Annotated in this window: 23 protein-coding genes; 4 read left to right on the top strand and 19 right to left on the bottom strand. The window is 58.1% G+C overall.

The genetic code is table 11. The features are described 5' to 3' along the window. Positions 1–84: 84 nt before the first annotated feature. The 6 genes from EI293_RS20780 to EI293_RS20750 all read right to left on the bottom strand — a co-directional run bounded on the left by EI293_RS20780 (position 85) and on the right by EI293_RS20750 (position 7,698). Positions 85–1,251, bottom strand: coding sequence for a glycosyltransferase family protein (locus tag EI293_RS20780; protein WP_125440479.1), 1,167 nt, complete (start codon positions 1,249–1,251; stop codon positions 85–87). Beyond that, positions 1,248–3,998, bottom strand: a complete 2,751-nt coding sequence (locus tag EI293_RS20775) for an exonuclease domain-containing protein (RefSeq protein WP_125440478.1) — start codon at positions 3,996–3,998, stop codon at positions 1,248–1,250. Before EI293_RS20775 ends, EI293_RS20780 begins: the two co-directional genes overlap by 4 nt. 327 nt (positions 3,999–4,325) lie before the next feature. Beyond that, positions 4,326–5,018: an NAD(P)-dependent oxidoreductase gene (locus tag EI293_RS20770; RefSeq protein WP_317127232.1), complete on the bottom strand. Its 693-nt coding sequence runs from the start codon at positions 5,016–5,018 to the stop codon at positions 4,326–4,328. Between the two features lie 419 nt (positions 5,019–5,437). Continuing rightward, complete coding sequence (locus EI293_RS20765; protein ID WP_125440476.1) at positions 5,438–6,430, bottom strand: DUF4407 domain-containing protein; 993 nt, start codon at positions 6,428–6,430, stop codon at positions 5,438–5,440. 14 nt (positions 6,431–6,444) lie between these two features. Beyond that, on the bottom strand, positions 6,445–7,002 hold the full coding sequence (locus EI293_RS20760; RefSeq protein WP_125440475.1) for a hypothetical protein: 558 nt from the start codon (positions 7,000–7,002) through the stop codon (positions 6,445–6,447). A gap of 303 nt (positions 7,003–7,305) precedes the next feature. Further along, positions 7,306–7,698 carry a DUF4258 domain-containing protein gene (locus EI293_RS20750; RefSeq protein ID WP_125440473.1) on the bottom strand — a complete coding sequence of 131 codons (393 nt, stop codon included), beginning with the start codon at positions 7,696–7,698 and terminating at the stop codon, positions 7,306–7,308. 365 nt (positions 7,699–8,063) lie between these two features. On the opposite strand from EI293_RS20750, the gene EI293_RS20745 reads away from it, so the two are divergent. From EI293_RS20745 to EI293_RS20730, 4 genes are all read left to right on the top strand, one after another. Beyond that, positions 8,064–8,609, top strand: a complete 546-nt coding sequence (locus EI293_RS20745) for an RNA polymerase sigma factor (protein WP_170170475.1) — start codon at positions 8,064–8,066, stop codon at positions 8,607–8,609. Between the two features lie 4 nt (positions 8,610–8,613). Next, positions 8,614–9,489, top strand: a complete 876-nt coding sequence (locus EI293_RS20740; protein WP_125440471.1) for a tetratricopeptide repeat protein — start codon at positions 8,614–8,616, stop codon at positions 9,487–9,489. A gap of 46 nt (positions 9,490–9,535) precedes the next feature. Continuing rightward, complete coding sequence (locus tag EI293_RS20735; RefSeq protein ID WP_125440470.1) at positions 9,536–12,610, top strand: CHAT domain-containing tetratricopeptide repeat protein; 3,075 nt, start codon at positions 9,536–9,538, stop codon at positions 12,608–12,610. 1,061 nt (positions 12,611–13,671) lie between these two features. Further along, positions 13,672–13,932: a hypothetical protein gene (locus EI293_RS20730; RefSeq protein ID WP_125440469.1), complete on the top strand. Its 261-nt coding sequence runs from the start codon at positions 13,672–13,674 to the stop codon at positions 13,930–13,932. A gap of 74 nt (positions 13,933–14,006) precedes the next feature. Here the strand turns inward: EI293_RS20730 and EI293_RS20725 are convergent, their stop codons facing one another. The 13 genes from EI293_RS20725 to EI293_RS20665 form a co-directional block, all read right to left on the bottom strand. Next, complete coding sequence (locus tag EI293_RS20725) at positions 14,007–14,372, bottom strand: hypothetical protein (protein ID WP_125440468.1); 366 nt, start codon at positions 14,370–14,372, stop codon at positions 14,007–14,009. Positions 14,373–14,399: 27 nt separating this feature from the next. Then, positions 14,400–14,786, bottom strand: a complete 387-nt coding sequence (locus tag EI293_RS20720) for a hypothetical protein (RefSeq protein WP_125440467.1) — start codon at positions 14,784–14,786, stop codon at positions 14,400–14,402. Positions 14,787–14,799: 13 nt separating this feature from the next. Continuing rightward, the gene (locus EI293_RS20715) at positions 14,800–15,339 is read right to left on the bottom strand and encodes a hypothetical protein (RefSeq protein ID WP_125440466.1); all 540 of its coding nucleotides are present in this window, start codon (positions 15,337–15,339) and stop codon (positions 14,800–14,802) included. 5 nt (positions 15,340–15,344) lie between these two features. After that, entirely contained in the window at positions 15,345–16,235 is an 891-nt protein-coding gene (locus EI293_RS20710) for a hypothetical protein (protein ID WP_125440465.1), read from the bottom strand. A 31-nt stretch (positions 16,236–16,266) separates the two neighbouring features. Next, complete coding sequence (traM, locus tag EI293_RS20705; RefSeq protein ID WP_125440464.1) at positions 16,267–17,631, bottom strand: conjugative transposon protein TraM; 1,365 nt, start codon at positions 17,629–17,631, stop codon at positions 16,267–16,269. Between the two features lie 40 nt (positions 17,632–17,671). Next, the gene (locus EI293_RS20700) at positions 17,672–18,571 is read right to left on the bottom strand and encodes a DUF4138 domain-containing protein (RefSeq protein ID WP_125440463.1); all 900 of its coding nucleotides are present in this window, start codon (positions 18,569–18,571) and stop codon (positions 17,672–17,674) included. 19 nt (positions 18,572–18,590) lie between these two features. Next, complete coding sequence (locus tag EI293_RS20695) at positions 18,591–19,340, bottom strand: conjugal transfer protein TraK (protein ID WP_125440462.1); 750 nt, start codon at positions 19,338–19,340, stop codon at positions 18,591–18,593. A 42-nt stretch (positions 19,341–19,382) separates the two neighbouring features. After that, entirely contained in the window at positions 19,383–19,901 is a 519-nt protein-coding gene (locus EI293_RS20690; protein ID WP_125440461.1) for a hypothetical protein, read from the bottom strand. A 184-nt stretch (positions 19,902–20,085) separates the two neighbouring features. Next, positions 20,086–21,207, bottom strand: a complete 1,122-nt coding sequence (locus EI293_RS20685) for a conjugal transfer protein TraG N-terminal domain-containing protein (protein WP_170170474.1) — start codon at positions 21,205–21,207, stop codon at positions 20,086–20,088. A 2-nt stretch (positions 21,208–21,209) separates the two neighbouring features. Beyond that, positions 21,210–23,825 (bottom strand): TraG/VirB4 family ATPase, encoded by a 2,616-nt coding sequence (locus EI293_RS20680; protein ID WP_125440459.1) that lies wholly within the window; start codon positions 23,823–23,825, stop codon positions 21,210–21,212. Then, complete coding sequence (locus EI293_RS20675; protein ID WP_125440458.1) at positions 23,794–24,120, bottom strand: hypothetical protein; 327 nt, start codon at positions 24,118–24,120, stop codon at positions 23,794–23,796. Before EI293_RS20675 ends, EI293_RS20680 begins: the two co-directional genes overlap by 32 nt. 6 nt (positions 24,121–24,126) lie before the next feature. Further along, positions 24,127–24,543, bottom strand: a complete 417-nt coding sequence (locus tag EI293_RS20670) for a hypothetical protein (RefSeq protein ID WP_125440457.1) — start codon at positions 24,541–24,543, stop codon at positions 24,127–24,129. Between the two features lie 58 nt (positions 24,544–24,601). Further along, positions 24,602–25,267 (bottom strand): hypothetical protein, encoded by a 666-nt coding sequence (locus EI293_RS20665; RefSeq protein WP_125440456.1) that lies wholly within the window; start codon positions 25,265–25,267, stop codon positions 24,602–24,604. Positions 25,268–25,421: the final 154 nt, after the last annotated feature.

Raw genomic sequence — 25,421 nt, 5'->3', positions numbered from 1 at the left:
GTCGCCAACCTGGTGATACAGCAAAAGGTGAATGCTGTGAGGGGCGCTGGGGTTGTGGTTCTCGTTCACCTAATCCTGTATTAACTAGTCGTTTAATAGCCTTGCTAGGCTCTCGCGCGAGGCTTCAGCGCCCTTCACGTTCAGCGCGCATGCAGGAACCTGCAAATTGGTGAGCTTCCGGCTGATGAGGTTCGATAGCTTGTTTGGGGACAGGTCTGCTGGGGTTATGATTGCTAAGTGGCCGCTGCTTTCGAATAGCTTTATTCTTAGGTGTTGTTCCTTGTTGGTCCCTGCAAAATCACGATTGTAGATGAGGAGAGGCTTATTTGCTGCTATAGATTCAATTAAAGAGTTATATCCCCCCAGGGAAATTATCAGCGATGCTGCTGAAAATGATTTGAGATATTCTTGGCTATCGAACTGATGCAGCGTGATGTTGTCGGATTGCATCTGGCCAAGCTTATCCCGTTGCGCTATAATGTCTTTTTGGAAGGCGCCTGAAAAGAGGATGAGCTTATGCCTCACTATTGCATTGGTCGTCGGGTAGCTATCAATCAGAGCATCGAGCAACTCATTGCCCAACCGCCCCCCTGCAACCGAAGCCAGTACAATGGGGTTGCTGCTGTTTTGACTGACCGTTGAAACGCTTCTCGCGATGTAGCCAGTCTGAACAATGGGCACCTTTATTTCGTGGACCAGGGGGAAACTCGTTGATAATGCGGCGAACCGCTCATCTCCGTGCACCAGAACCATGTCATAGCTGCGATTAAGCAGATCGCACGTGTGGGCATCCCGAACTCCCCCCACACTGGACTCGATGATATCCCGCACGCTACATACAATTTTAGCGGTTGGCCTGACATGCTTTACCTTGTTTATCAGCTCCACTACTTCGCCCTCGAATAGCAATCCAAAGGGAAAGTGCTCAGTAATCAGAACGGCTGGCTTAATTTCTTCAACCGCCTGATTTATGATTCTGCTCCGGAGGGCAAAGCATTCCTCCAGCGTCTGCGAGCGGTCTACAGGAGTTAGAAAGGCTTCTGTTTCCTCTTTGTAAATGGCTGGGAGCTGAATGACTGTTACCGATGACGGCACGTCGAAGTTTGGCACTATCTCCCCTCCGTTAAGCACGAATACTTCAAACTGTGAACTGAGGCCCCGAGCAAGCTCAATCGTTCGGACATAGTGCCCTATGCCATACACGTACTGGCAATGGATGAGGATTTTCGGGCGTATATCGATTGAACTCATGATGGTGACTTGATAGAGTCCGTTAGTTTCCGCCACCAAGGACGGTTAAGCAATTGTTCTTGGCGCAGGTCGGCCTCGAGTTTTGCGTTCAGTGCCTGACACTTCTTGTAATCCTCTCTTAGGCGGGTGATAACGGAGTTTTCCCTTTTCAGCTCTTCCTCCAGATTCTTGTTGTGGCTGTCTTTCTTTGCTGCTTCGGCTCGCAAAGCCTCAATCAAATCGTCGGCCTGCGCTAGTCTCTCCTGTAGCTTCTGTGCGTTTTTGGTCGCTTCAGCAGTTTTCAGTCTTTCGGTATCTGTTAGCTGGTTTACTTGCTGCAGATGTGCCTGTACCGTCTGCTGCAGTTCCATTTGTAGTCGGACGGCCTTTTCGCTTTCAGAAGCCCCTTTGAGCTCGGCGCTAGTCAACTTCTGTTGAAGCTGTTGTTTTTCTTCTTGCCACTGAACCTGCTGCGCTTTGTGCTGTTTTTGCGCTTCATGAATTTGTGCTTTTGCCGTATCCAGCTCCATCCTGACTAATGCCAGGGCGCCCTGCTCCTGCGCTGTTCGGACGGCTTGCTCAGCGGCTGCCGCTTGAGTAGCACTAATTAGCTTACCGTGAGCGGCGGTTAAATCAGCTAGCTGCTGTTTAGTCTTGAGGAGCCCTTGGAGCTTGTGCCGTATCAGACGCCCGAATATTGGTTTCTGAGCATCATTACGTAGGCTCAACGCTTCACAGAAAGCCTTTGTAGCCCCTGGAAGGTCACCTCGATTGAAAAGCTTTACGCACCGCTGATACAGCTTGGTGGGGCGGGCTTCCTCCAGCGCAGTGGCTATTTGCTGCTCGTCGTTAGCACCGCGGTGCAGCGCCACCACCTCCTGGCTCACCCGCACGTCGCGCGGTGCCACGGCCGTGCGCAATTGAAGGCCTTCAAACGAGCGGCACCGGCTCAGGGCTACGTATAACTGGCCGGCATCAAAGAAGCCTCCCGGCGCATTAATCTCAACCGCGTCAAATGTCAGACCCTGGCTTTTGTGTACCGTCAGCGCCCAGGCCAGTTTCAGGGGGCGCTGGGTGAACGTCCCGATTACCTTGCTCTCAATTCGGCCAGTCGCCTCATCGTAGCCATACGTGAACTTGTCCCAGGTTTCGGCCTCCACCGTGTAGGTAGCACCCTGTTCGGTTTCAACTTCAACGATGCTCTTTTCCAGCTTCACTATCTTCCCGATGGTGCCATTGACCCACCGGCCACTACGGTCATTGCGCACAAACATTACCTGGGCCCCGCATTTTAGCACGAGTTCTCTTGCTGTCGGAAAGTCGCCTTCAGCGAAGTCGCCCGTCACCACGGCCGTAAACTTCACCAGTGGGGCAGTCAGCTTGGTGAGCTCATTGGCATTGTAATCCTCGGCGTCCTTGTTCCGGGTGCTTAAGGTAATTCCGCGTCCCGCTGCTCTGGGGGCATCTGTTAGCCGGCCGTTTAGCTCGCGCATATCCGTCCCGTCTGCTTGGTTGGTCCGCACCCGGTCCAGGAGCCCGATGAAATGAGGGTCCTGCTGTCGATAGGCTTTGCGCAATTCCACGGTAATAAGCGGAAATTGGGCAAATACCCGAGCTCCAAAAAAATACCGGGTCCCGTAGAAACGCTCGTACAACTGTCGGTCGGCCGGTACCAGCACCGGGGGCAATTGGTAGGCATCGCCTACGAGCAGCACTTGCTTGCCGCCAAATGGCTCTCGGAGCCGCCGGCTATTCAGCCGCAGCGCCCGGTCCACTGCATCCAGAATATCAGCTCGTACCATCGATACTTCATCAATGATGACCAGCTCCACTGCCTGGAGCAGGTCGTACCGGGCTTTATTCAGGCATTCGCCTGTGTAGCGTTGGGGGCCGAAATAGGGTATTCGATGGTCATTGGGTTGCAAGATGCTCAGAGGCAGACTAAACATCTTGTGTATGGTCATCCCGCCCGCATTCAAAGCAGCCACACCCGTTGGGGCTATCACGATGGCTTTCTTGCGCGTGTTGGCCACGATGTGCCGTAGGAACGTGGACTTACCCGTACCCGCTTTGCCCGTCAGAAATACGCTTCGATTGGTATTCTCAATCAAATCCAGCGCGACCTGAAATTCCCGGTTATTCAAGTCCATCGCCGGCAGAGCCGGCTTGGGTTGAGGCGCAGCAGGCTGTACTGGAGTATTGGGCGCCTGGAGTGCTACGCCCCGTTGCAGTAGGGCAAACAGGCACCGGGCACAGGCCGTCACATCCGCTTCCGCCCGATGAGCTCCCGTCATTTCTTCCCCGAACAGATTGACATGCAGCTCATTCAGCTTTGGGGGCTTGCTGCGCTTGCCTTCCAGATTTGAGCCCATACGCATGGTGCAAACCAACTGCTTATCTGCCCCAAACATTTGCTGCCCCAGTCGATGTAGCTCTGCTCCCACGATGGCTAAGTCGTATTCCAGGTTGTGAGCGACCACGTACTGACATTCCCTGGCGGCAACATCCAGCTTTTCCAGGGCTTCACGCAGCTCTACGCCGTGCGCCGTGGCCTGTTCAGTCGTGATGCCGTGGATGCTCACGGCCTCCGATGGGATAACGAAGTTGTCCGGCCGAACCAACAACTGCCCGTTGCTTAGCAGCTGCCCATTCTTCCCATATATGCCCCATGCCAGTTCCACTAGGCGCGGCCAGTTGTCACCGTCTGACAGTGGGGCGCTGAAGCTTGCGGGTAGCCCAGTGGTTTCGGTATCAAAGACTAAATACATAGCGAACGTAAGCGGGCAAGGTTAATCACCATCTGAGGGTGCGCAAAGCTGAGGCTATCCTTCTCGTTGACCTACACGGACAAGGGCTATTGGTAGACCTCTCGGTTGCCATACTTGCCAAGTGGGAGCTAGCAAGAATACACAATATGATGAGCGTAAAAAGTCTCTTGATAAGGAGAGTAATCGAAGGCCGTGGTTGTAGCGAAGTTATGGCCTTTCCCAAGACATAACAGGAAGAGCCAGCCGAAACTTGGTACTAAGGCAGACTTACGGCGCTCGGTTCAGTGAAAGACGGGCGCTTTCCCGCAATGTGAGCTTCTGTAATGCTCAGTATCCCCGGCTTAGCTCCACTAGGTTCTCCAGGGGCTTGCCGGTGCTGAGCAGGTACAGGTTTCGTAAAAGCACATCCACCTTGCCCTCGTCTTCCTGGTACTGACCGCCGCCGGTGTGTTGAGTGAGTAGCACATTGGGCAGGGTCCAAAGGGGGCTGTCGGTAGGTAGGGGCTCAATAGCCGTTACGTCAAGCACTGCTCCGCCAAGATGGCCCGACTGCAGCAGGCGCACCAAGGCGGGTTCGTCGGTGGTATTTCCTCGTCCCACACTAGCGTAAATACTACCGGGTTGCATGGCAGCCGCTAGGTCGGCCGAGAAAAAGCCATCGGCGCTGCCGGGCAAGCAGTTGACGACAATATCAGTTTCGGGCAAAACGGCCAGTAGGTCATCTTTCGAATGCAGTTGGGCATCAGGGTGGGTGCGGGCCAACAACTGCACCTGGCACTCGAAGCCCGAAAGCTGTTGGCGCACGGCCAAGCCAATGGCACCTGCCCCCAGAATCACTACGCGCTTGCTGCGCAGTAGTCCTGTCCGACTGCGGATATAGGTACCGCTCATCCAGGCTTTGCGAGACTGCAGCACGGACAATTCGGCTAGGTGGCGATATATGCTGAGCAGGCCTCCTACGATGGTTTCGGCACAGGGCCAAGCAAAGAAGTCGCCCATGTTGGCCACGGGTAGCGACATGCGCAGGTGTCGGTACTGTTCAAAACCAGCTGAGTCGATTTGCCAGAAGCGCAGTATTGGTGTGTTTCCTGATTCAAACCAAGCCGCTGGCGGATTCCCCATCAGCACCTCGGCGTTCTGGAAGGCTAATAACTGCTGCTCAAGGGGCAAGTCTTGGCCAAATGTGGCTACTACTTCAGGAGAAAGATTACGCTGGAGATATTTCCGGGCTATAGGACTAAGGGATGAATAAACGAAAAGATGCATGTCTGGGCTGCTACGCGAGCATATAGTATTTTACTGGTGAAGGAACGATAGCATAAGTACTAAAAAATTAGACTACAGCGACCGTGAACGATAGGCGTACTTCGCTGGTGTTGGCTAGCTAGTCAGGTAAGCTTTGTGCTGCAGCGACAGGCATTAAAAACGGATATTTCCGGCTACAGTAGGCGGCTTTTGCCTCCACTCAGCTGACCGATTGCCGCTTGGGCGTTGCGAATCCGGCTGTCTTCAACCTGTGGTTCAAAGGGCAGTGAGGTGTTCTCCAGAATCTTGTGAGCGCGGAAAAGGATTAATTGCTCTTTGGCCTCCTCCAGCTTTTCATCGATGGATTTTTCGCTGTAGGCTTTGATAACAACGACGATAAATTCGAAGCAAAAGAAAGTCGCCGTGAAGAGCAAGTACACAAACAGCATAACCCCATCTGCTCGGATTAACTCATGCATCGCTTTAAGGCGTAGCAGCAGCGCACTTCCTTTAAAGTCCTGACGGGCAGTGTCCTGCGCGGCCCTGGCGAGATTCGCACATTCCGCTTTCAATTTATCGAGTTTGTCCGCCTCCGCGCGGTACGCTTTTTCATGATCACCAGCGAGCTGTAGCTTAAGCCGGGCAATACGACCCACTTTTGCGATGCCGCTGCCAGCCGTCCCATCTGCTTCCGCACCCGCGGCAGCTAGCGCTTCCTGCCGGATCTTGTCTTTGCCGCTCACAAGCTGTTGTTGCGCTTCAATCCGGGCCCTGTAGCTGGAGTCGACTCTGGCGGCTTCCTGCGCGGTATAAGCAGTGCGATAGCTGGCTACCCGATTGCTGATGTCATCCTCAAAGACCACCTGGTCCATGCTGATGGAGCCGAGCAAGGCGATCACGAAGCCCAGCATAAAGCGAAAGGCAGTGATTACTTTGTTGCCCCTGGACATGATAACGGAGCGCTCGATAAGGAAAATGATCACCGCGGCGATCGTTGCGGTGACCAGCGCCGCTGCGAGGCTTCCCTGAATTACCTGGCGGACCAGAAGAAAGCCATTGATGAACCAGAGGCATACCGGCAGCAGAAGGCAGGAAGCGAGCAGGATGATTTTCCGCTTGCTGGCGGGTTGGAAAGCGGCCGTATAGGCAGGGTCTTCCCCGATGAGGATACTGGCGAATTTCAGCATGGTGGTGCAGAGGGTTAAAACAGGGAGCCGTGCTTAAGCAGGGCCTCGCCTTCCACATATTCTTTAAGCCCTTGGGTAAAGCCCAGCTGATAGCCGTGCAGTACGCTCATAATCCAGCCTTCATCAACGGCCGATAACTCCTTTTGCGTAGTTAAGCGCTCGATATCCGATTCCACTTCGCGAATCGAATTCGTTAGTTGGGTGGAAGTGGCATCGTGTATGCCCCCGATGCTTACGATGTGGTTCAGCAGGGTGAGGCGCTGGGTGCTTTTCTCCTGAATCAGCTGATCCACTACCAGCTGAAATTCCGCTTTGGTTTTCCTCTTCCAGATCACAAAGCTCTCCGCCGTGTGGTAGAGGTAGCCATCACGCCGCCCCAGGCTCCAATAGTCTTTGTTTAGAAAGAGCGTCAGCTTGGTTGGTTGGGCTTCTTTCGCGTTAGTAAGCCTTGTGGGTTGCGGTGGAGTAGGATCAACAAACAAGTCCGCTGAGGGTACATTGGGACTGGCCGGCAATTCGGCAGTGAGGGTAACCGGTTCGGGTTTCTTTTTGAAGAAATTGAATTTAAACATGGCTGTTGGGACCTGAGGGGGTTAGATGACGAAAACAGGGACGCGAAAGCTGGCGTGGCCACTCCGGTGGCAGGATGCACAAAGGGTAATGAGAAGGTGGGTTGGGTAGCACCAGGGAGCCAGGAACTCGCCGGGGTACTGAAGCAGGTGGTACTGGCGGTGGTGCACCTGTAGATCAGCTGTTGCGCCGCAGTTGCGGCACCTATGCTCATCGCGGGCCAGTATTTGCTGCCTTTTGTACTGCCACTGGGGAGTTCGGAGCAAATCAGCGTAGCTGGGGTTTAACTTGCTGCCGGTCATAAGCTAGGCGGCCAGGTTGAGGCTAAGGCGCTTGGATTTCAGCCGAATGTGCTTGAACGGGTTATCGGAACGGTAGCAGGTGACGACTTGATTTGAATCCCCTGCGACAATTACCACCAGGTTCTTCAACTCCTTGTGCACTTTAAGGAGGCTAGCCGGGATACTCTTTTCGCCCAGGATATAGTACAGTAGCTTCTGCTTGCACAGGCACTCCCCATACTGTATGACCAAGGCAATTTTGTCGGTGTCGATGCCGCGCTGGGCAGCCCGCACGGCCGAGTGCCGGGTGTGATTAAATTCCAGCACTTCGCTGCGCTGAGACTTGGGGTCGCGGACTTCAAAGCGGAAGTTGAGCAGTGGGTCGGCCTCGTGGCGCGGGGTGAGGGTTGGCTTCATGTTGTGAACTTCTAAGGGGTACAACAGTGGATAGCAACCCAGCCAAAACCTCAACCCTGCTCCTGTCTTTATTTTGAAAAATATTCTCACGACTCGATTATAGCACTGACAGTCAGTGCAATAAAGTCCAAAATTAATTTCGTTGCCAGCTGCTCTGCCTTGGGTGGTACTCTTTTGCGCTTGGCAAGCATACAGTTTTGAGTAGCTTCCGGAAGAATTTATTGACGAGCAACCGCTACCGGTATCAGATAGAATCAGTCAACTGCTACTTTTGACGGAACCGCCGAGCCCGTCTCCCCTAAAAAGTACTGTTTGGACGTGGTGCGACGTCCGAACAGGTTTATCATCGCCAAAGAGCCCGGCACGTGTTTCAATCAGACGAAGAGATACTTGAAGCTATCCGGACCGGGGCGCGGCGAGAAGCGGCACTCGAATGGGTGTACAAGGAATGCAAGCCCCGAGTCAAAAGCCTGGAGTGGAAGTTTCAGTGCTCACCGGAGGATTGCGCCGACGTGTTGCAGGAGGCCGTTTGGTTGCTCTATGACAAAGTGGTCAGGGGAAAGCTGGTTCTCACGGCTAAGCTGACGACCTACATCTACCGGGTATGCCAGAATCAATTGATGACTTTGAAGCGGGACGGCCGCAATATGCCGCTGGTGGAGCTAGGGGAAGAAGATGCGCTGATGGAGGAAGAAAGCCCCGAAGAAGAGTTGTCGGTGCTGGAGCAGCAGCTGGAACGCCTGTTAAACGAGCTGGGGGAGCGCTGCCGCGCTATTATCGTGGATTTTTATGCAGGTGGCAACAGTCTGAAGACGTTGGCCGCTAAATACCAATACAGCAGCGTAGAGACGGTCACTTCCCAGAAACACAAGTGTATGACGCAGCTCAGACGAAAATTTCAGGTTGCCTGACGCTATGGATTCCGAACAAGACCTCACGTTAATTGACGCGTACATCAACGGCACCTTGTCGGCTGAAGAGCAGGCGGCCGTAGCTGAGCGGCTGGCCCGCGACAATGATTTTCAGGAGCTATACAACTTTACCCTGTCCGTGCAGCGAGTTGCCCGGCAACAGGAACGTCGGCGGATTAAAGCAATGCTGCAAGCGGTGGACGACAAAAGCGCTGCCCCGGAACCGGTTGAAGAATCTGACTCCAAGGTCATTCCAATAACCAGCCACCCCCAGGACGATTCAACGATCAGCACGCGTACCCCCAAGGTTATCCGGTGGCCTTTTGCCAGCGTCGGCATTGCGGCGTCTATTGCAATTGGTTTACTGGTGTGGCAGCCCACCAGAAGCAGTAACGATGAAATATTTGCGGCTTACACCGGAACAACGGCCAGTAGTTTCAAGCAACAAGAGTTTACCGGACCAGAGGGGACAGCAGGAACCCGAGGAGGAGAAATGGTTCTGGAAGGCTTTACTGCAGCTGAAACAGAAGCGTTCGCCCAAGCAATAGACTTGCTGCAGGCGGAAGAATACGATAAGGCTAAAGCGCTGCTGAAGCAGTTAGTGAAGGCCAAGGGGGAGCAGACTGTTCTATTGCAAAACCTGGCCGTTGCTCAACTGAAGTCCAATGAGGTAGCCGAAGCCGTTCGCCATCTGGAAGCCCTGCGCCAGCGTCCGTCGCTGGAGTCCCGCGAGGAGGTAGACTATGACCTGGCACTCGGCTACATCAAGCAGGGGAAGCTGCGCCAGGCCAGGGCACTGCTGCATGGGGTAGCCGAATCCAATTCATCGCTTGCTAGGCCGGCCGCTGCTATTCTGGATAAAATGCGCTGGTGGTTTTAACGGTTGAGTAAGGAATTAGCTCAGCGGATTATCAACTAAAACGTGAATGAATAAACATCTACCGACCGTTGCGGTACTGGGCTTTTTTGGCATTGTAGCCTACTTAGTGGTAAATATTGTCCACCTCGTGTGGACGTACGTCAACCCCGAGGGATTCTGGAGCTTTCAGGTTTTTATTGACGTGCTGCGCACGACTTTCTTCGGCCTGCTATTCGTAGTGCTCGTGTTGGTGGCCTTCGGGTTTCTGTGCTCCAGCGTCTTTCGCTACGTGCGAAGCAAGCTGCGTCGCGATGCGGAGAAGGTCAATCTGCTGCACGACCTAGCCTACGTTGTTGTGATATTGCTATCGGCCTTGTTTGAATACTGGTGGGGCGTATGGTGGGGCTTCAAAATGGATGCAGCGCTGGCCGATAAGTACAGCTACGTTACTCAGTCCGACAAGCTGATCGCTGCCGGCAGCTATGATCAAGCCCTCACCGAAGCCCGGGCAGCCTATGAGCAGGCTCAGGCGGCGAATGTCCGTTCCAGTAAGTTTTTCCTGCTGACGCGTTTATATCAGACTTCCTCTTACGCCCGGACGCAGCAGCTGTCGAACACTTATGCTACAACCGTTAACTACGCTTACTGCTTGGCGGAAACCAATACTTCTCCCCATCAGGCGGACAGCCTTTATCAGGTAGCGCTCCGTCTGGCAGAAAGCAAGCAGTTCAGCACGCAGCCTGAATACCGGATATTTCCATTGGTCAGCCTGAGCCGCATAAGCCTGGCTCAGGGCCAGTACCAACAGGCCGAGCGTTACTTCGATGCCCTGCTGCCTTATGCGCAGCTAGCACAGGGGGAAGATATCGACTACGCTATCTCTGCGCTGGTCATCTTCGCCCAGCGGGCCTATCAGACCGGGCAATCGGAAAAGGCACTTGGCTTGCTCACCCATGCCGTAACGCTCTACGAGCAAAGTGACGAAAGCCGGAAAACATCTTTTTACGCTCAACTGCTGATCAGTGCCGGGCTGGCGGAACTGCGCGCGCAGCGCCTGACCCAGGCGGGCCAGTATCTGGTCAAAGCCCAGGAGGTAGTGGACTCGAAGCGCAGCAAGCAGGTTTACCTCGATTTTTTGCACGCCAAAGGCCTCTACTGTATGCAAGCGGCGCAAGCTGGCGCTGGCGATGAGGCATTACTTCAATCAGGATTCTGGCACACACTGGGGCAGCTGCTGGAACCGGATCGGCCGCTCAGCGAGCAGTTTCGTCTCGAAGCCGAACACTGCCTGCAGGAACTGGCTGCGGCAAGCGAGGAGCGCAACGGAGCCAATTCGGTAGCGTACGCGCAGAACCTGCTGGCCTTAGCTCAGCTTTACACCGGGCAACGGCAGTTCTCGCGGGCACAGCCCCTGAATGACCAGGCGCTAGGCGTCCTCCGCGAATTCAAAAGTAGTAACCAGGATGCCTACTTTGCGGCTCAGCTTCAGGGAACGGTAAATCGCTACTACGCCAATAAGAAGCAGCCTTTAGAGCCGGCCATACGCGAAATCGAGCAGTACTATTTTACGGCATTAGCCTCGCGATTCGCCTTGTTTACCGAGGAAGAGCGTGAGCACTATGTGCTGGGGATAAGCAATGTTACCAATACGCTTAACAGTATTCGCCTGCTGCAGGGTGGAGCCACTGCCGGCGAGCAGGTGTACAACAGCGTATTAGGAACCAAAAGTGTCGCGCTGTTCGCCACGCAGCATTTGCGGCAGGCGCTGGCCGGAGCCAAAGGCCAGGAATTAAGTAGTTATTACAGCCTGCTTAGCGACCGCGCTGCGTTGAACCGGCGAAAGCTATCAGGGGCATCGGAAGCCATAGTAGAGGAAACTGCGCTGAAAAGCCGGGAAAAACAGTTGCTGAACCAACTGTCTACGACTTCTCATTTCACGCCTTTCAATCCTGGCGCTGTGCGGTGGACTGATGTACGCCAGGCGCTTCAGGACCGGGAAACGGCCATTGAAATCGTCGCCCTGCCGACGCGGCCGCAGGCTCCCGATTCGGTTACCTACTACGCCCTGCTCACCCAGCGGTCATACGCACAGCCCAAAGTGGTGCCGCTGTTTCAGGAACATCGGTTGACCCGATTACTCAACCAGGCTGGTACCACGGAGGCCCGTGTCAACCGCATTTATCAGGAAAAGCGCGACTCCCTATATAACCTCATCTGGGCTCCTATTGCGTCCGAAGTCACAGGGTCGCGCAAGATTTATCTTTCCGTAAGCGGTGTTTTGCACACGGTTTCCTTTGCGGGCTTTTTGCCCCCCGCAACGCCTGAAGTCGTGCTACTGAGCAGTACGCGGCAGCTGACCACCCGCCGGGATGCTGCCGTCGGCTATAAAGCAGCCGCTTTATTTGGCAACATCAACTACGATTATTCAACCGGTAAACAGCCTGATCCAGCAGCTGCTACTCGGTCAACTGTCGTCACTGACAAGCAAGTGCGCTCCCATTTTGCTCCATTGCCTTACACCGCAGTTGAGCTGGCGTCCATTCAAAAGCTGCTGGAAAGAAGGGGGCCGGGAGCGGTTGCGCTTTTTGAAGACACCGTAGCTTCGGAGGCTGCTTTCAGGCGCGTGGCCCAAGCGAATCCCACTGTGCTGCACGTAGCCACGCACGGGTTCTTTTTACCTGGCAAAAGCACTCCGAATCAGCTCACTTTATCAGGCGGTAGTAGCGCTTATGATGAGCAGCCCCTAAGCCGTAGCGGTATTATTCTGGCTGGGGCCAACTCTGCCCGTGCGACGCAGGCAGATCAAGACGGAATCCTGACCGCTGAAGAACTCGCCCGGCTGGATATGGCGCACGTTGACTTGGTGGTGCTCTCCGCTTGCGAAACAGCTTTGGGAGCCGTTAAGGGCAGTGAAGGTATTTATGGGTTGCAACGAGCTCTGAAAATGGCTGGCGTACGAAGCTTCCTGGTTAGCCTTTGGAAAGTGCCGGATAAGCAGACAGCTGAACTTATGGCTCTCTTCTACGAAGGGTATGTGCAAGGCCTGCCTAAAAATATTGCCTTGAAGCGCGCACAGATAGCAATGCAGGCGAAATACACGCAGCCTTTTTACTGGGCCGGATTTCAGCTACTCACGGATTAGCAAGCTGGTGGACCCAGCGCTAATTCCCTGGTTATATTGGATTAGCCCGGTGCGCGGGCAGCAGAATTCAGTAGGAGCCAAGTTCAGATAGCAATGAACTCGGTAGGAAGAGCAGCTGGATATAGCGGGACAGCATACAAGCATAGGCTGCAGATTGAATTGCTTGGACCTGCTGCACTACCGGAATTCTAATCATTGCGACTCTGCTAATGGGCTCACAATTGGCTCATCATCCAGTAGTCGAATTAGATAAATGCGCTTTTCTAGTATTTAGAGGCCGGTTTTGAAGATGAGCAGGCACTCTTCCAATGGGCTCATCAAGGGCTCACGGGTGCGGTGCTCAAGAATCTGAAAGGCTCAATTGTGTGACAGCTTTGGCAGCACCGCTTGTTATCTATTAGCAAGTCAGAATATCCAGATCAAGTGGAGGTTGACCTGGTAGAACGAGCAGGTCGCACAATGGTATATCTTTCCATTGGTAGGACTCATCGGAGCGTTAAGGGTAAAGGAATTCCAGTAAGGCCCAGGAAGTGGTGAGTATTTTCCAATAAGGAGCATTAAGTCGGTTTTGTCGCCTTCGTGCAAAGCATTTGAGGTTGTTTTGCATAGATCATGCGCCAACGTAGGGGACTTCTGCGCTAGCGCCGGGCCATGGTAAAAGATGTAGTCCAGGACACCAGCTGGTCTCAGGTAATATCAATTTTTGCTGGTTAAAAGGCAAAACAGCTGCCTGTTTTGCCCGTATTGGCTAGCTTTGCTTCTACACCGATTGCCCGAGCATGCTGGCCTTGAAATCTACCGATCTGCATAGTTGCCCCCTGTCAGCAGGCCTCACTGCGGACTGGCTGAGCTGGGCTCACCGGCAGCCGCTGCCCATCCAGCAGCGGCCCGCCCTCTTCGTGGGTTCCCTCGCCTAACGCTCCTTTCTCACTGTATCAGCAGGTCACTGCCCCACCCCATGCACGGAGTGAGCAGTGCCGCTGATAAGCTGTTTCCTGCCCGGCCCCCTTCGCGCGGCCGCAGGCGGGGCGTTGTCAACCCTTTCCGTCGAAGCAAGCCTTATGTCCGCGAGTCCCTATTGCCGGTTTTCCCGCATCTGCCCTACCGTGCAGGCGCTGGTGATTCGGCTCATTCAAGAAGAATTCACCCCACTGCTATCCCTTTCCACCGAAGCCCCCGCGTCTGCTTGGTCACGCGCTGTTGCCCTAGCTGACCCTTCTTTTCTGTATTGCACCGCGCAGGAGCCTACTATCCGGATTTGCCCGGAATCCTACCCGATGCTGCGCGAGTGCCTCCAGCGGGAGTTGGCCAAAGCCGCGTAGCACCGCTCCAAGCTCCTGACAAAAAAGGCCGCCCAGATTGCTGGGCGGCCTTTTTATTATACTGGCGGGAGGTTCTATCGACTGGCCTGCAGGACCAGTTCCTCGTAGGTGCGCAGCTCCAGGCAAAAGAGAGCATGCGCTTCGGGCGTCGCAAACCAGTAGAAATGTCTTTTTTCGTTGGTCATGGAAATCAAGCGAAGCACGTCAACTGAGTAGCCAAAAGCTGCCAAAAGCCGCTTGAGTAGCGGGGCGTATAGCTGGCGGTCATCCTTTTTGATTTCTACCAGCCGGGCGTAGTTGAAGCGCTGCGCAGTTGCCCAGGGCTTCATTTGCCCGTGCGGCATGCGGTTGAGGCGGAAGCGGACAAAGCGCAAGGCCGTGGGGTAGTTAATGATGAGCGCCGGGTCCGGAAAGGCAGCGGAAGCAAAGGGAGAGTCCATGAGAATAATACGTGGCTGATTTCTTCCCTACTGCCCAATTACATACACCGGCACCGCTTGCGCACCGACGCCCCGTCCCGTTTCCTTCTTCACCTCTTTGCCATCCAGCAGAATGGCGCAGGTGATTTCCGATGCTGCTGTACCCCCGTCGATACTGGCCAGGATGGTCAGGTTGTCGCCCCGTTTCATGGTGCGCTTAAACCGGTAGCTGGCCGGTAGTGGGGTGTTGTTGCGCGTTGTGTTGCCGCCGCTTTCGTTGGTGTAGCTCAGGTAGTCCGATACCGGGGCGTTCGAGGTAACCTGATACTCTACCTGGTATTCTTTCGGCCCAGTGGGGGCTGCCTCGTCCTTGGAGCAGCTCGTGGTTGGGCCCAGGGCGGCACAGCTCAGGAGTAAATAAGCAAGTCGTTTCATAGGTCAGAAAGGGTTAGCGGAAATGATACCGCAGGCCGGCGCTGGCGTAGCCCGGCCACTGGTCGATGAGAGGATTGTTGAATAAGTAGCCTTTGGTGGCGGTGGCCACCAGGGAGAAGCGGTTGCCGAGGAATACATCGACTTCAGCCCCGGTCTGCGGGCCGTAGGTAAAGCGCTGCGGCTCCTTGGCGTCTGCTGCTATTTCACCGGTCCCGTTCTCCCCTGTGCGCTCGTAACCCGCGCCGGCACCCAGCAGCAGGTGCACGTAGGCCACTTCGCCCAGGCGAAAAAGCTGCGGGGCGAGCAGTACCCGGCCCACGTAGCTCGAATATTCGCCGCGACCGGCGAGGTTGCCGGCGTCGCGCAGGCCGCTGGCCCGGAGCGCCAGGCGGTTGGTGAGCATGGCCGTGTAGCTTAGCTCGTAGTAGTCGCCGGTTTCGGAGCGGCCCAGATGGGCGCCCCAGCTGGAAATGTGATGGACGTGGCGCTGAGCGAAGGCCGGTACGGCGCCGGCCCCCGCCAGCAGCAGGGCCACTAGCAGTAGGTTCTTCATAAGGGTTAGTTGCGGGGGCGGGCCCGGTCCGCTTTGATGAGGGCGTTTTGCACCAGGATGTCGGAGTAGACCATCTCGGCCGCCTGCCGGGAGGGGCCGGGCTGGGCGGCTTCGGCCAGCAGGCGGTCGGCTTCCTGGCGCAGCTGCATGGCCTTAATCATGTTGTCGTTCGAGGTATTCAGGGCCACCATCCGCTCTCCTTCCGTCATGGCGTAGCGGCCGGGGTTTTTGAGCGTGGCATTCATCTCAATGCTCTGCTGCGTCATCTCGTCGGCAATCTTGTAGTAGCCGAAGGCGGTAGCAATTTTCTTTTTCTGCATCATCTCCTCGTAAGCAAACGTAGAGACGGCCGCTTCCTCGCGCTTCTGCTGGTACTGCTGGGAACTCATGCGGTTATTGCCAGCCGTAGCGCCCGAGCCGAAGCGCGAAAACACGTCGTACACCGTGTTCAAATCCTGCTGGGGGTTATTCAGCTGCAGGGCCTGGCGCAGGCGCTCAGCCTTCTGAAACACGGGCATGTACTGGTTGCTCTGCCCCCGGCCCGACATGGCCAGGGCGCGGGCAAACAGTTCCTGGGGGTTGGAGAGGCGCAGGTCCTGGATGCTCTGCACCTTGCGCAGGTCGGCCTGCACCTGGCGCTGCAGCTGCAGGGTCTCGTCGGTGATATTCTTGACCTGGCCGGTAATGTCTTTGGTGACGCCGGCAATCTGCTTGGCGTCCTTAATGACCTGATAGTTCTTGACCGTTTCGGTCCACTGCTTGAGGCGCTTGGCGAAGTCGCCGATGTGCACGCCCATGTGCACGGGGTCGTTGACCACCATCTGGGCGGTAGCCTCCTGACCAGAAGCCAGAATCAGCGCGAAGGCCACAAGGGCCGAGGAAAGCGTCTTTTTCATCGTCGTATCCGGTTTAGTGAGTGGAACTGAATCAGCGCGCCGCGGCTTCCGGGCCCAGTTGGCCGGCGGCAGCCGTGGTAATCAGGATGGGGTAGCCATCGGGCAGCAGCACGTCGCGCAGCTTGGTGCGGGTCTTGGGCCGCGACAGCACCGTAGCAGCCACGCGGCCACCCACGCCCACGACCGAATTGGCGGCCGAGGCCGAGCGGTCGATGGCCGTGCTGATTTCCTGGGTGGTATGCTGTTGCAGCTCGTTGCCGGCCAGGCCGGCTTCGCGGGCCACGCGTTTTACCGGGTCAATCATGATGCCCGGCATGTAGTTGAAGTCGTAGATGTCGGCCTGCACCCGCGTTGGCCCGAGGCGGTTGACTTCCAGCGTCACGTTATTGGTGCCCACGGTGGCCACGCCGGCAAAGACCAGGTTCTTGGGGAAGGTCACCCCGGACACCACGGCGTCTTCCAGCAGGCGCAGGATAACCACCGAGCCGGTGCGCACCTTCTGCTCGCCGTTAATGACGCACTTGAAAAACACGTCCGGGGCCAGCTGCTGCTCGCGCTGGCTGCCCTGGGCCATCTTCCGAGTAGCGTTGCCCACTTTGACCGTGTTGAAGCCGTCCATGCCGGGCGCGCTCATCCGCGTGGCCAGCAGCTGCGCGGTCTGGTTGGGGTCGCGGTAGCGCTTGCCGGTCATGCGCTCGTAAGCCGCGCGGGTTTCCGGTGGGGAGGAGCCCAGCATGGCCAGTACGTCCGGGTCGGTTTCAAACGGGGTGCCGTCCGTATCGCGGGCCGGCATTAGGCGGCCCCCGCGACCGGTGCCCGAAGAGCGGCGGCCACTAGTACCGCTACTGCCTGCCGCGAGGCGCCGACGGGGCACAACAAGGGTCTGGGCGCGGTAAGAGCCCGTCGAGGGATCCTGAATGGTGGTTTCAATCGTGTCCACGTCGGCCGCGGCCAGGCGGGCCGCTTCTGCCCGGCGGCTCGCGGCCTGCGCGGCAGCCTGGGCGCGGCGCCGCTTGCGCAGGGCCAGACCGGTGGTGTCAACGGCAAACACGTCCACCACATCCTGGTCCGTCGCCCGGGCCGGGGCGCTCTGAGCATCCTGCTCGGCGCGGCGCTGAGCTTCAATCTGGGCAGAGGGCGAGGCAGCCGGTGCCGGCGGCGCGGTTTCCACCGAGGGAATTTCGGGCTCGATGTTAGCCGAGGCGGCTGCCACAGGCTCGCGCTCCTGCTGGGCCGCTCGCTGCGCGGCTTTCAGCCACAGCAGCAGGCCACCGATAATAAGGACCACGAGCAGGCCAGCCAGTGCTACCCAATTGGCGCGAAGTAGTTCTGCCGGAGTGCGCTTGCGGGACTCTGCTGCCGGAGTGGGTTGCTCACTGTCCGGACGGCTAGGCAAAGTAAGAGGTGTGATAGGTTCCATAACGGGAGGAGCGGCGTTAAATGGTGGCAGCGCGATTGATGACGCGGGAAGGCACGGGCAGCACCAGCACCCGGGCGCCGTTGAGCTCACGCAGCGTTACTTCCAGGAAGCCGCGCTCGGTGGCCGCGTACAGCGGAATGGCATAAGTCAGGTAGCCGGTAGTGCGGCCGGTAATCACCTGGTTCGGGCTACCGCCCGAGGGGGCCAGCGGGCGCCGGGCCTCGTTCTTCTTGCGGGCCAGAAACTTCTTCTGGGCGTTTTCCACCAGCTGGAAGTCGGTGAAATCCACGTTGTAGTCAATGTTGGTCTTGTTGATGACCTTGAAGCGCAGGTAGGTAAAATCCTTGTCATTGCGCACGTTGGCCAGCGACAGCACTAAGTCGTTGTCGACCACGGCCACGGCTTGGTGCTCTTCCCTGGCTTTGCGCAGCTGGCTGAGCTTGCCTTCCACAACAGCCTTCTTTTCCCGCTCCTTGTCCAGGGCCAGCTCGTTTTCCGGCGCGGCCCCTGTGGACGAGACGCTTTTGCCGTTGATGCTCAGCGCGCCGTCCTTTTGAAAGTCGTAGAGCTGCAGCACCGGCCGGTTCGCGTACACCAGCCGGCCCATCCAGTACTTCGAGCCGTAGCGGATGAGCATGGGCGTGGGCGGGGCGTGCTTGCGCCTGGCGCGCACAAACACGGCGTTGGCTTCAATCTTGACCAGGTAGTTATTAGCCATGCCCACATCGACCAGCGACACGGGGCCACCAAAAACCAGGTAGGTCGTGGAGGAGTCGGACACGGCCACATTCAACAGGTTGTCGGAGGTAGCTAAGGCCGTAGTCGGGGTGGCGGCAGTACTTTGCGCGGCAGCCGGCGCCGTCCGAAGAAGTAGTGAAAACAGCCCGAGCAAGGCCGGGAGGGTGTAAAGTCGCATCGGAGTAAGGGATTGGTGGTTAGTTGGCGGGGGCAGTTGGAGCGGGCGTGGTGGCCGGAGCCGCCGGCGCGGCGGGCGCGCCGGCCGGGGCCAGGCCGCGTTCGGCTTCCTGCAGGCGGCGCTGCCGGTCGGCCTCCTGGGCCTGCAGCAGCTCCTGCTCTTCCCGCGTCAGCTGCGGCGAGTAAGGGATGTAGTCGAAGTTGGTGATGAGCAGCCCGTAGGGGTTGGCATCCGAGCGGTTGGTTTCCACCAGGTTGAACTTGGCGGCCAGCGGCAGGGGCTCCTTCTGCTGGCCCCCGATGAAAATGCGCTGCTTGATGTAGACCGAGCCCGACCAGGGGCGCTTGCTCATGTCCACCAGCACGCTGTCGACGGTGACCACGTTGCGGGCCGCGTAGCGCTCGTAGTTCTGCAGCACCTGCCCGCGGGTGAAGCCCTCGTAGATGCGCCGGCCACCGCGCCCCTCAATCAGGGGCAGGGCCGCGTCCAGGTTGGCCTTGAAGGTGTATTGGTCGTGGCCGAACATGGTTTGCATGAACTGGCGCACCAGGTTGCGGGCCTCGTAGGGCGTATGCGCGTCGTTGCCGGCCGATAGGGCCGCTACCGAGCCGGTTTGCGAGACGACATACACTCGCCGGCCGCTGTTTTCATAGGCGCGGTACACCAGGAAGCCCGAGGCCAGAGCCACGAGCAATAGGGCAAGCACGCTGCCCAGCGCTAGGTTGCGCATGGTGGAGAAAGAAGTACTTAAGTCTTTGGCGGAATCCATTGGTGAGTGGTTGTGAGTGTTGGAAGGGAATGCCTTTTTGCCCTACTGCCCCGATGATTGGAGCGTGAGGAAGGTCATCCTGTTGGGTTCCGGCAAACCGGAAGGGTCGCGGTAGGGGTACACTATCAGGGCAGGCTGCTTCTGATTGTTCTGGCCCGTGTAGGCATACAAGGTGCCGCGTACTGTCACGGGCGTGTGGGGCTGGATTTGCGACACCGTGAAGTGCTCCGGCTTTGTCAGGTCCTGGGCTCCGACCTTGAAGCTGGCCAGCGAATCGGTGCCATTAGGAGCGTACAGCGGCAGCGAGGCCGGTACTTTTTCCTTAGGCCCGTAGCCTCCTATGGGTTGCCAGCGGAGCACGGCTTCGTAGGAAATGCGGTAGCCGGGCGCGGTTCCGACTTTTCGACCACCGGGTCGGTCCGGGTCCGATCCCCACATCCAGGGTAGCGTTAGCTGCATTGGCTCTGCCTTCAAGACTTTGGCGGAAACGACCTGCAGGTAGCCTTGCTTTGGCGTTTGTTGCTCCACGCCCGGGCGCACATCGAATGTAGAAGGGGACAAAGGAGCCGGCGCGCTGCCGGTTGGAGCGGCTGCCGCTGGGGCAGATTGGCTGGAGCCAGGTTCGGGGGTGGTAGTAGCCGGTGTGGTGTTGTCTGATTGGCAGCTCGAAGCAAGGCAGCAAAGTATGATAGCAGCGAAGGATAAAGGCAGGCTTTTCATAGCGTGACAGGTTAGGTGGAAGGAGCTATTTGGTCCAGATGCCGGAGGCGCGTTGCCGGTAGGATGGGTTCAGCGCATCGGACATCGTTATGACCGGCAGGCCGGAGGAAGCGGAAGCGCTGGGAGCTTCGCTACCGGAGGCGTTACTGCCTGAGGCGGTGGGAGTAGTGCCGCCGCCCCCACTCCCACCGCCGCCCCCGTTCCCCAGCGCGCGACCAACGGCACTCGATAAGCCGCCCCCACCGGGAGCCACGACGCCGGCGGCAGCCGTCGCCGCGCCAACAGCCATGCCCGTCATGGAGCCGATAAAACCCTGCGCGGCCGAGGAGCCGATAAACATCGACGTGAGGTAAGGCACCATCACGTAGAGCAGCACGAAGGCTACCGAGGTGAGCATGAACATCTGGTCATCGACTGACTGCTGGGGCCCGTTCACGATGTTGCCAAACAGCCCTCCGGGGGCGCGGGCCGACTCGGCGTAGAACTTATAAAGCGTGTCGAGCAGCACGAACGTGAGGCCCCACATCTGCACCGCCAAAAAGTTCTGCAGCCACTTCATGGCCAGCTGTCCGAAGGAGGGGACGACTGACAGAGTCATGGCAATCGGGCCGCAGACGTACAGGAAACCCAGGATGAACTGCTGGATGAACGTCATGATTTTGCGGATGATGAGCACCGTGGTGGCCGTAAACAGCCGGGTCATCAGCCCCGAAAATGTGAACGTGGACAGCGTTTCTGAAATGCTCGTCATCAGCGCCGAAGCGCCCGAGACGATGTCGCCGATACCCATGGAGTCGTTACGAGCCGCTGCTGCCACGGCCGGCGGGGTGGTCAGGTCGCGCAGAGCTTCGGCCGCTGACTGGTTCGTGGCAAATAGCGCCGTAAAGGCCGCAATGCCCGTGCCCAGCGTATCCATCAGCGTCTGGTAGAAGAAGAGCAGGAAAAATATCCAGGTGGCCTTGATAATCGGCCCCCAGTCCATGGCCAGGCCGCTGCCCGAGATAAAGCCGCGCCCGATAGTGTAGAGCAGGGCAATGCCCATCAAGCTGGGCGTGATGAAGCGGCAGGCGGTCAGCACCACTTGCAGGGTCTGGTCGCAGGCCCGCAGAAAGCCCGGGTCGATGCCGTAGGCTACCATCGCGAGCATACTCATTTCGCCAGGGCCCCTTTGCGGGCCTGTTTATCTTCCACGAACTGGTCAACGGCGTAGTCCAGGCGCTGCACCCGCACGGGCTCGTACTCAATCTGCCCCTCGGCGTTGAGCAGCACGTGACCGTTCTTGTCGGTGCGGGGCCGCTGCTGGGTTTGCTGGTAGAACTTGACCAGCTTGTTGAGGTGGTTGCGCTCCACGGGCTTGGAAGTCAGAACGGCATCGAGCTGCGGCGATGCCTCCAGCGCAAAAACTTTCCCCTTGGCTCCCTGCTTGATGAAAAACTCCCGCAGCGCTTCGGTGGACCGCACCGATTTAATCAGATCCATCTCGTGGCCGGTCAGGCCCAGCGGGGCCTGCAGCTGGGTTAGCGAGTCGGGGTTGACGTGGCGCAGGATAATCTTGGTAGCCGAGTTATTGATGATGGCCGGACCGATTTTGCTGCTGGTAATCTCGGTGATGCCCTGGGTGATGATGGTAACCGAGCCGTTGGTTTTGCGGATGGTGCGGTACATCGACTCGATGAATTCCGACAGCACCCCCGAGAGCATGGTCCATGCCTCGTCCAGGGCGATGTACTTGATGTCGTCGGGAAACTTGCGGAACAGGTCCAGCGAGAGTTCGGTGATGAGCATGGCCACCACTGGGTAGAGGTCAGGGTCGGCCTGCACCTTGGCCAGGTCAAAGCAGATGAGCCGGTACTCCGACAAGTCCACGTCGCGCTTGGCGTTGAGCACCCGCTCGTACCGGCCGCCGGTGATGTACTGACCCAGCACCAGGAAGAACTGGTGCATGTCGATGTACTTCAGGTTTTTCTGGTACTGCCGGCGGGCCCCGTCCAGCGGGTCGGGCTCTGCGCCCTCCCCTGACACGGCCACCGGTTTCTGCATTTCCTGGTCGTACTGCTCCACGAAGCGGTAGAAGCTTTCCATGCCGGGAAACTCCTCGTCCTTCTGGTTCAGGCGCGGGCTCTCGTTGAGGCAGGCGTAGTACTCAATGAGAAAGCGCGAGAGAATGGTACGCTCCGACTTGTCCAGGGCCGTGTCCTTGCCACCCTTCCAGAGCGCGGCCAGCAGAGCCAGGTGAAAATTGGTTTTCTCGTCGTTGTAGAGCCATTTGCCCGTCGCGTCGCGCGGCACCACGAAGGGGTTGAACTCGATGGGGCGCTGCGGGTCGTACTCGAAGTAGGTGTTGTCGAAGTCTTCGCCGTTGAGCGACTGCAGCACGTTGCGGTAGGTACCACCCACGTCCATGATAATTTGCCGGGCGCCCTTCTCGAAGCGCTGCACAATCAGGTTCCCGAAGGTGTAGCTCTTGCCCGAACCCGAGGGCCCGATGACAATGGCGTTCTGGTTATCCAGGGCCGTGTTGAAGAGGTTTACCTGCACCAGGTTGCGGAACCGGTCGGTGAGGTACTCCCCCACCGGGTCGGTTTTGTAGGTGGCCGTCCAGTGGGTATAGCAGGCGCCGCGGTCGGCGGTGCTCGTCAGCCAGCGGTCCGGCACCTGCCAGGCGTTGCCGGGCAGCAGGCCGAAGAACACAGGCAGGGCCAGGTAGCTTTCCACCACGCTCTCGGTGCCAAACATGTAGCGAAAGGCCGCCGTGGCCCGCTCCACGTTCTCGCGCCGGCTGGTGTCGTTGGTGTCCCAGAGCACGCAGCTCAGGTGCAGGCCCACAATCTGCTTGTTTTCGGCCCGCACCTCGGCGGTGAATTCCTCGACTTCTGCCGCGCGCAGGTGGTTGTTCTGGGTGGCCAGAAACGAGAGGGAGGCGTTGAGCTTGCGGTCGGTATCCAGCGAGCTGAGCTCAGCACGGGTATCCTGAATCAGCAACGCCTGGGTGAGCACGTGCGGGCACTGCAGGATGTGGGTGAGCGGGTAGAGCATCGGTGCTGTCACCCCGTAGGAGTTGCGCACGGCCGGGTAGGCGTCGGAGCCCTGCCCCACCATCGACAGCACGTTTACCTTGTGCTCGCCCACGCTGAAGGTGCCCAGGTCATTGCCGATTTCGCGCTCTTGACGCGTAGGCTGGCCGTCGAAGTTGAGGTTGAAGTACTGCAGGTAGAGCTGGTGAATCTCCGCGCTGGGCAGCCGCTCAAACGTCACGCCACCCAGGTTTTTGATGCCCTGAATGAATTCCACGGCGCCACTCTCGGCCGCTTCGAGCGTGTGCACGAGTTGGGCAAATGGGTTCTTGAGCACGGCCTCGCCGGCGCGGGCCACCAGGGCATTCACGGCGTTGGTTTTGGGCGACTTGACCGCCACCGGCGCGAACGAAAGGAACAGGTATGACTTCTGAAACAGCACCAGCCGCTCGAAGAAGTGCTTGTTCATCTTGTTCTCGAAGTAGGTCTGCTGGGTTTTGTCCTCGCGGTAGGGCCGGTCGTAGTAGATGTCGGTTTTCTGCACGATGGTGCCCACCGGCAGGGGCCGCAGTACGCCCACCAGCGCGGTCTGGAAGGCCTCGTAGTCGTCCGAGGTCCAGCTTTCCATCTCGGCGGGCTCCACGCGGAAGCCCACCGCGACGCGGCCGTCCTTGAAAACTACCTTGTCGCCCTCGAAGCTGTGCACGGGCATCACGGCGTTAAACGCGGCCGTTTTGGGCTTTTTGGTCATGGTTGGGAGTGGGAAGGGGCCCCACCGCCAGGCGGCGGGGCTGGATGAAGGTGAAGGAGAGCCAGCCCATCAAAAAGCCGGGCGCTTGCCGCTTGCTCAGGTAGCGCAGGCCCAGAATCAGGCTCAGCTCCACCAGGATGACGAGCAGGTACACCAGGCGCGGAATCTTGACCGCCATGCCCAGAAAGCCGAGCAGCAGCACCGAGCCGATGAACAGGCCGACCATGATGCCCAGGTCCTGGATGTTCATGCCCAGCACCTGGGCGGGCCGCTCAATGGATTTGTAAGAGCGCATGGCAGCTTAGCGTACGCCCCCGTCGCCGCCGCCCACGGCGCTGACCAAATCGTCCTTGAACAACTGGAAGCCGAACCACAGAATCACGCCGCCCACGAGCCAGCCCAGAGAGCCCAGCGCGTCGGGGGCGCCCTGCACGAACTTCATCACCACCCGAATCAGGCCCACGATGAGCACGATGGCGAAAATGACCTGCACGATGCTGACTACTGTTTCCTGTACGCCTTCGAGCGCGGCCGCGGCACCCCCGCCGCGCTGGGCACTGGCGGGGGTGGTGGCCAGGGCCAGGGTGGTCACCAGGGCCGCTACGCGCTGTTCGGCTTTAGAAGGCTGGTAAGTCTGACCGGCGGCGGCCAGCGTGTGCAGGGTTTCAGTAGCCGTTGCGGCGTGGGTTCGGGCCCGGAAAAGCAAATGGGTTAGCATAGAAAGGGGTAATAGGTGGAAACAGGGCGCTTATCTCCCCGGAAAGCAGGTGTGACATCTAGGAGGGTTTAGCAGTGGGCACGGGGCTGCCGGCGCTGGGAAACAGCCCGCTAAGGGCGGCGCGCTGAGCGGCCGCGTCTGTGCTCATGAGGGCACGCCGCTGCTGGCGCAGGGCGATTTCGGCGGCGCGGTTAGCCTGGTCGTTGGCCGTGGGCGCCGGTGCGGTCATGGGGTTATGAAACAAGGCTGCGGCCGGCTCTTCGTCAGCTTCGGACTCCTGCTCGTAACTTGGGTCTGGAGGTGCGACTACCTCTTCCTGCGCATCCAGCAGGGAAGCCAGGGCGCCGGCCGCGTGACGAATAGAGGTGGGTCGGGGTGTTTCGTCCAGGGACGTTTCTTGCTTCCCTTCCTCCTGGTCAGCAGCGGCCGGCTGCGAATCCGCGGCCGGATTCAGGGCCTGCTTTTCCTCGGCGGAGTGCGCGACTACGGGCGCAGCCAGGTCTTCCTTGGGCAGTAGCCGGGCCAGGGCGGCGCCGGCATTTACAGGCGAAGCTTGCGCGGCTAAGGCCGTCCCGTAGTGGAAGGTGCGCAGGGAATGGTGGTTGCGGGTGGCCGTTGCAGGCGGGGCCGCCGGCAGGCCGCTGCCCTTGAAGCGCCACCAGAGCAGCGCCGCCAGCGCGGCCATGGCCAGTATCACCACCAGTAAGAGTAATCCGGAACGCATACCGGCCCCTTACGGGAGGATGCGTGTTTGTGTTAGTAAAAAGTTAGTAAAAACTTAAAAATTACTTGGTCGTATGAAGCGGCTATGCGTGAAGAAGTGTGTTGCCAGTTGCGACCCTGCAATCGGTAGTAGATAGAAGATTTGAGTTTTTACC

The sequence above is a fragment of the Hymenobacter perfusus genome (genome assembly GCF_003944765.1).
Taxonomy (GTDB): Bacteria; Bacteroidota; Bacteroidia; order Cytophagales; family Hymenobacteraceae; genus Hymenobacter; species Hymenobacter perfusus.
The sequence above is the reverse complement of the archived record's forward strand: the minus strand, read 5'-3'. Positions and strand labels throughout refer to the sequence as shown.

What these genes read in the sequence shown, in the direction of transcription:
- EI293_RS20715 (WP_125440466.1), bottom strand. Translation starts at nt 15,339, where the DNA reads ATGAAGAACCTACTGCTAGTGGCCCTGCTGCTGGCGGGGGCCGGCGCC.
- EI293_RS20765 (WP_125440476.1), bottom strand. Translation starts at nt 6,430, where the DNA reads ATGCTGAAATTCGCCAGTATCCTCATCGGGGAAGACCCTGCCTATACG.
- EI293_RS20665 (WP_125440456.1), bottom strand. Translation starts at nt 25,267, where the DNA reads ATGCGTTCCGGATTACTCTTACTGGTGGTGATACTGGCCATGGCCGCG.
- EI293_RS20770 (WP_317127232.1), bottom strand. Translation starts at nt 5,018, where the DNA reads ATGTCGCTACCCGTGGCCAACATGGGCGACTTCTTTGCTTGGCCCTGT.
- EI293_RS20680 (WP_125440459.1), bottom strand. Translation starts at nt 23,825, where the DNA reads ATGACCAAAAAGCCCAAAACGGCCGCGTTTAACGCCGTGATGCCCGTG.
- EI293_RS20695 (WP_125440462.1), bottom strand. Translation starts at nt 19,340, where the DNA reads ATGGATTCCGCCAAAGACTTAAGTACTTCTTTCTCCACCATGCGCAAC.
- EI293_RS20775 (WP_125440478.1), bottom strand. Translation starts at nt 3,998, where the DNA reads ATGTATTTAGTCTTTGATACCGAAACCACTGGGCTACCCGCAAGCTTC.
- EI293_RS20675 (WP_125440458.1), bottom strand. Translation starts at nt 24,120, where the DNA reads ATGCGCTCTTACAAATCCATTGAGCGGCCCGCCCAGGTGCTGGGCATG.
- EI293_RS20740 (WP_125440471.1), top strand. Translation starts at nt 8,614, where the DNA reads ATGGATTCCGAACAAGACCTCACGTTAATTGACGCGTACATCAACGGC.
- EI293_RS20735 (WP_125440470.1), top strand. Translation starts at nt 9,536, where the DNA reads ATGAATAAACATCTACCGACCGTTGCGGTACTGGGCTTTTTTGGCATT.
- EI293_RS20700 (WP_125440463.1), bottom strand. Translation starts at nt 18,571, where the DNA reads ATGCGACTTTACACCCTCCCGGCCTTGCTCGGGCTGTTTTCACTACTT.
- EI293_RS20710 (WP_125440465.1), bottom strand. Translation starts at nt 16,235, where the DNA reads ATGAAAAAGACGCTTTCCTCGGCCCTTGTGGCCTTCGCGCTGATTCTG.
- EI293_RS20730 (WP_125440469.1), top strand. Translation starts at nt 13,672, where the DNA reads ATGTCCGCGAGTCCCTATTGCCGGTTTTCCCGCATCTGCCCTACCGTG.
- EI293_RS20780 (WP_125440479.1), bottom strand. Translation starts at nt 1,251, where the DNA reads ATGAGTTCAATCGATATACGCCCGAAAATCCTCATCCATTGCCAGTAC.
- EI293_RS20670 (WP_125440457.1), bottom strand. Translation starts at nt 24,543, where the DNA reads ATGCTAACCCATTTGCTTTTCCGGGCCCGAACCCACGCCGCAACGGCT.
- EI293_RS20750 (WP_125440473.1), bottom strand. Translation starts at nt 7,698, where the DNA reads ATGAAGCCAACCCTCACCCCGCGCCACGAGGCCGACCCACTGCTCAAC.
- EI293_RS20685 (WP_170170474.1), bottom strand. Translation starts at nt 21,207, where the DNA reads ATGCTCGCGATGGTAGCCTACGGCATCGACCCGGGCTTTCTGCGGGCC.
- EI293_RS20760 (WP_125440475.1), bottom strand. Translation starts at nt 7,002, where the DNA reads ATGTTTAAATTCAATTTCTTCAAAAAGAAACCCGAACCGGTTACCCTC.
- EI293_RS20725 (WP_125440468.1), bottom strand. Translation starts at nt 14,372, where the DNA reads ATGGACTCTCCCTTTGCTTCCGCTGCCTTTCCGGACCCGGCGCTCATC.
- EI293_RS20720 (WP_125440467.1), bottom strand. Translation starts at nt 14,786, where the DNA reads ATGAAACGACTTGCTTATTTACTCCTGAGCTGTGCCGCCCTGGGCCCA.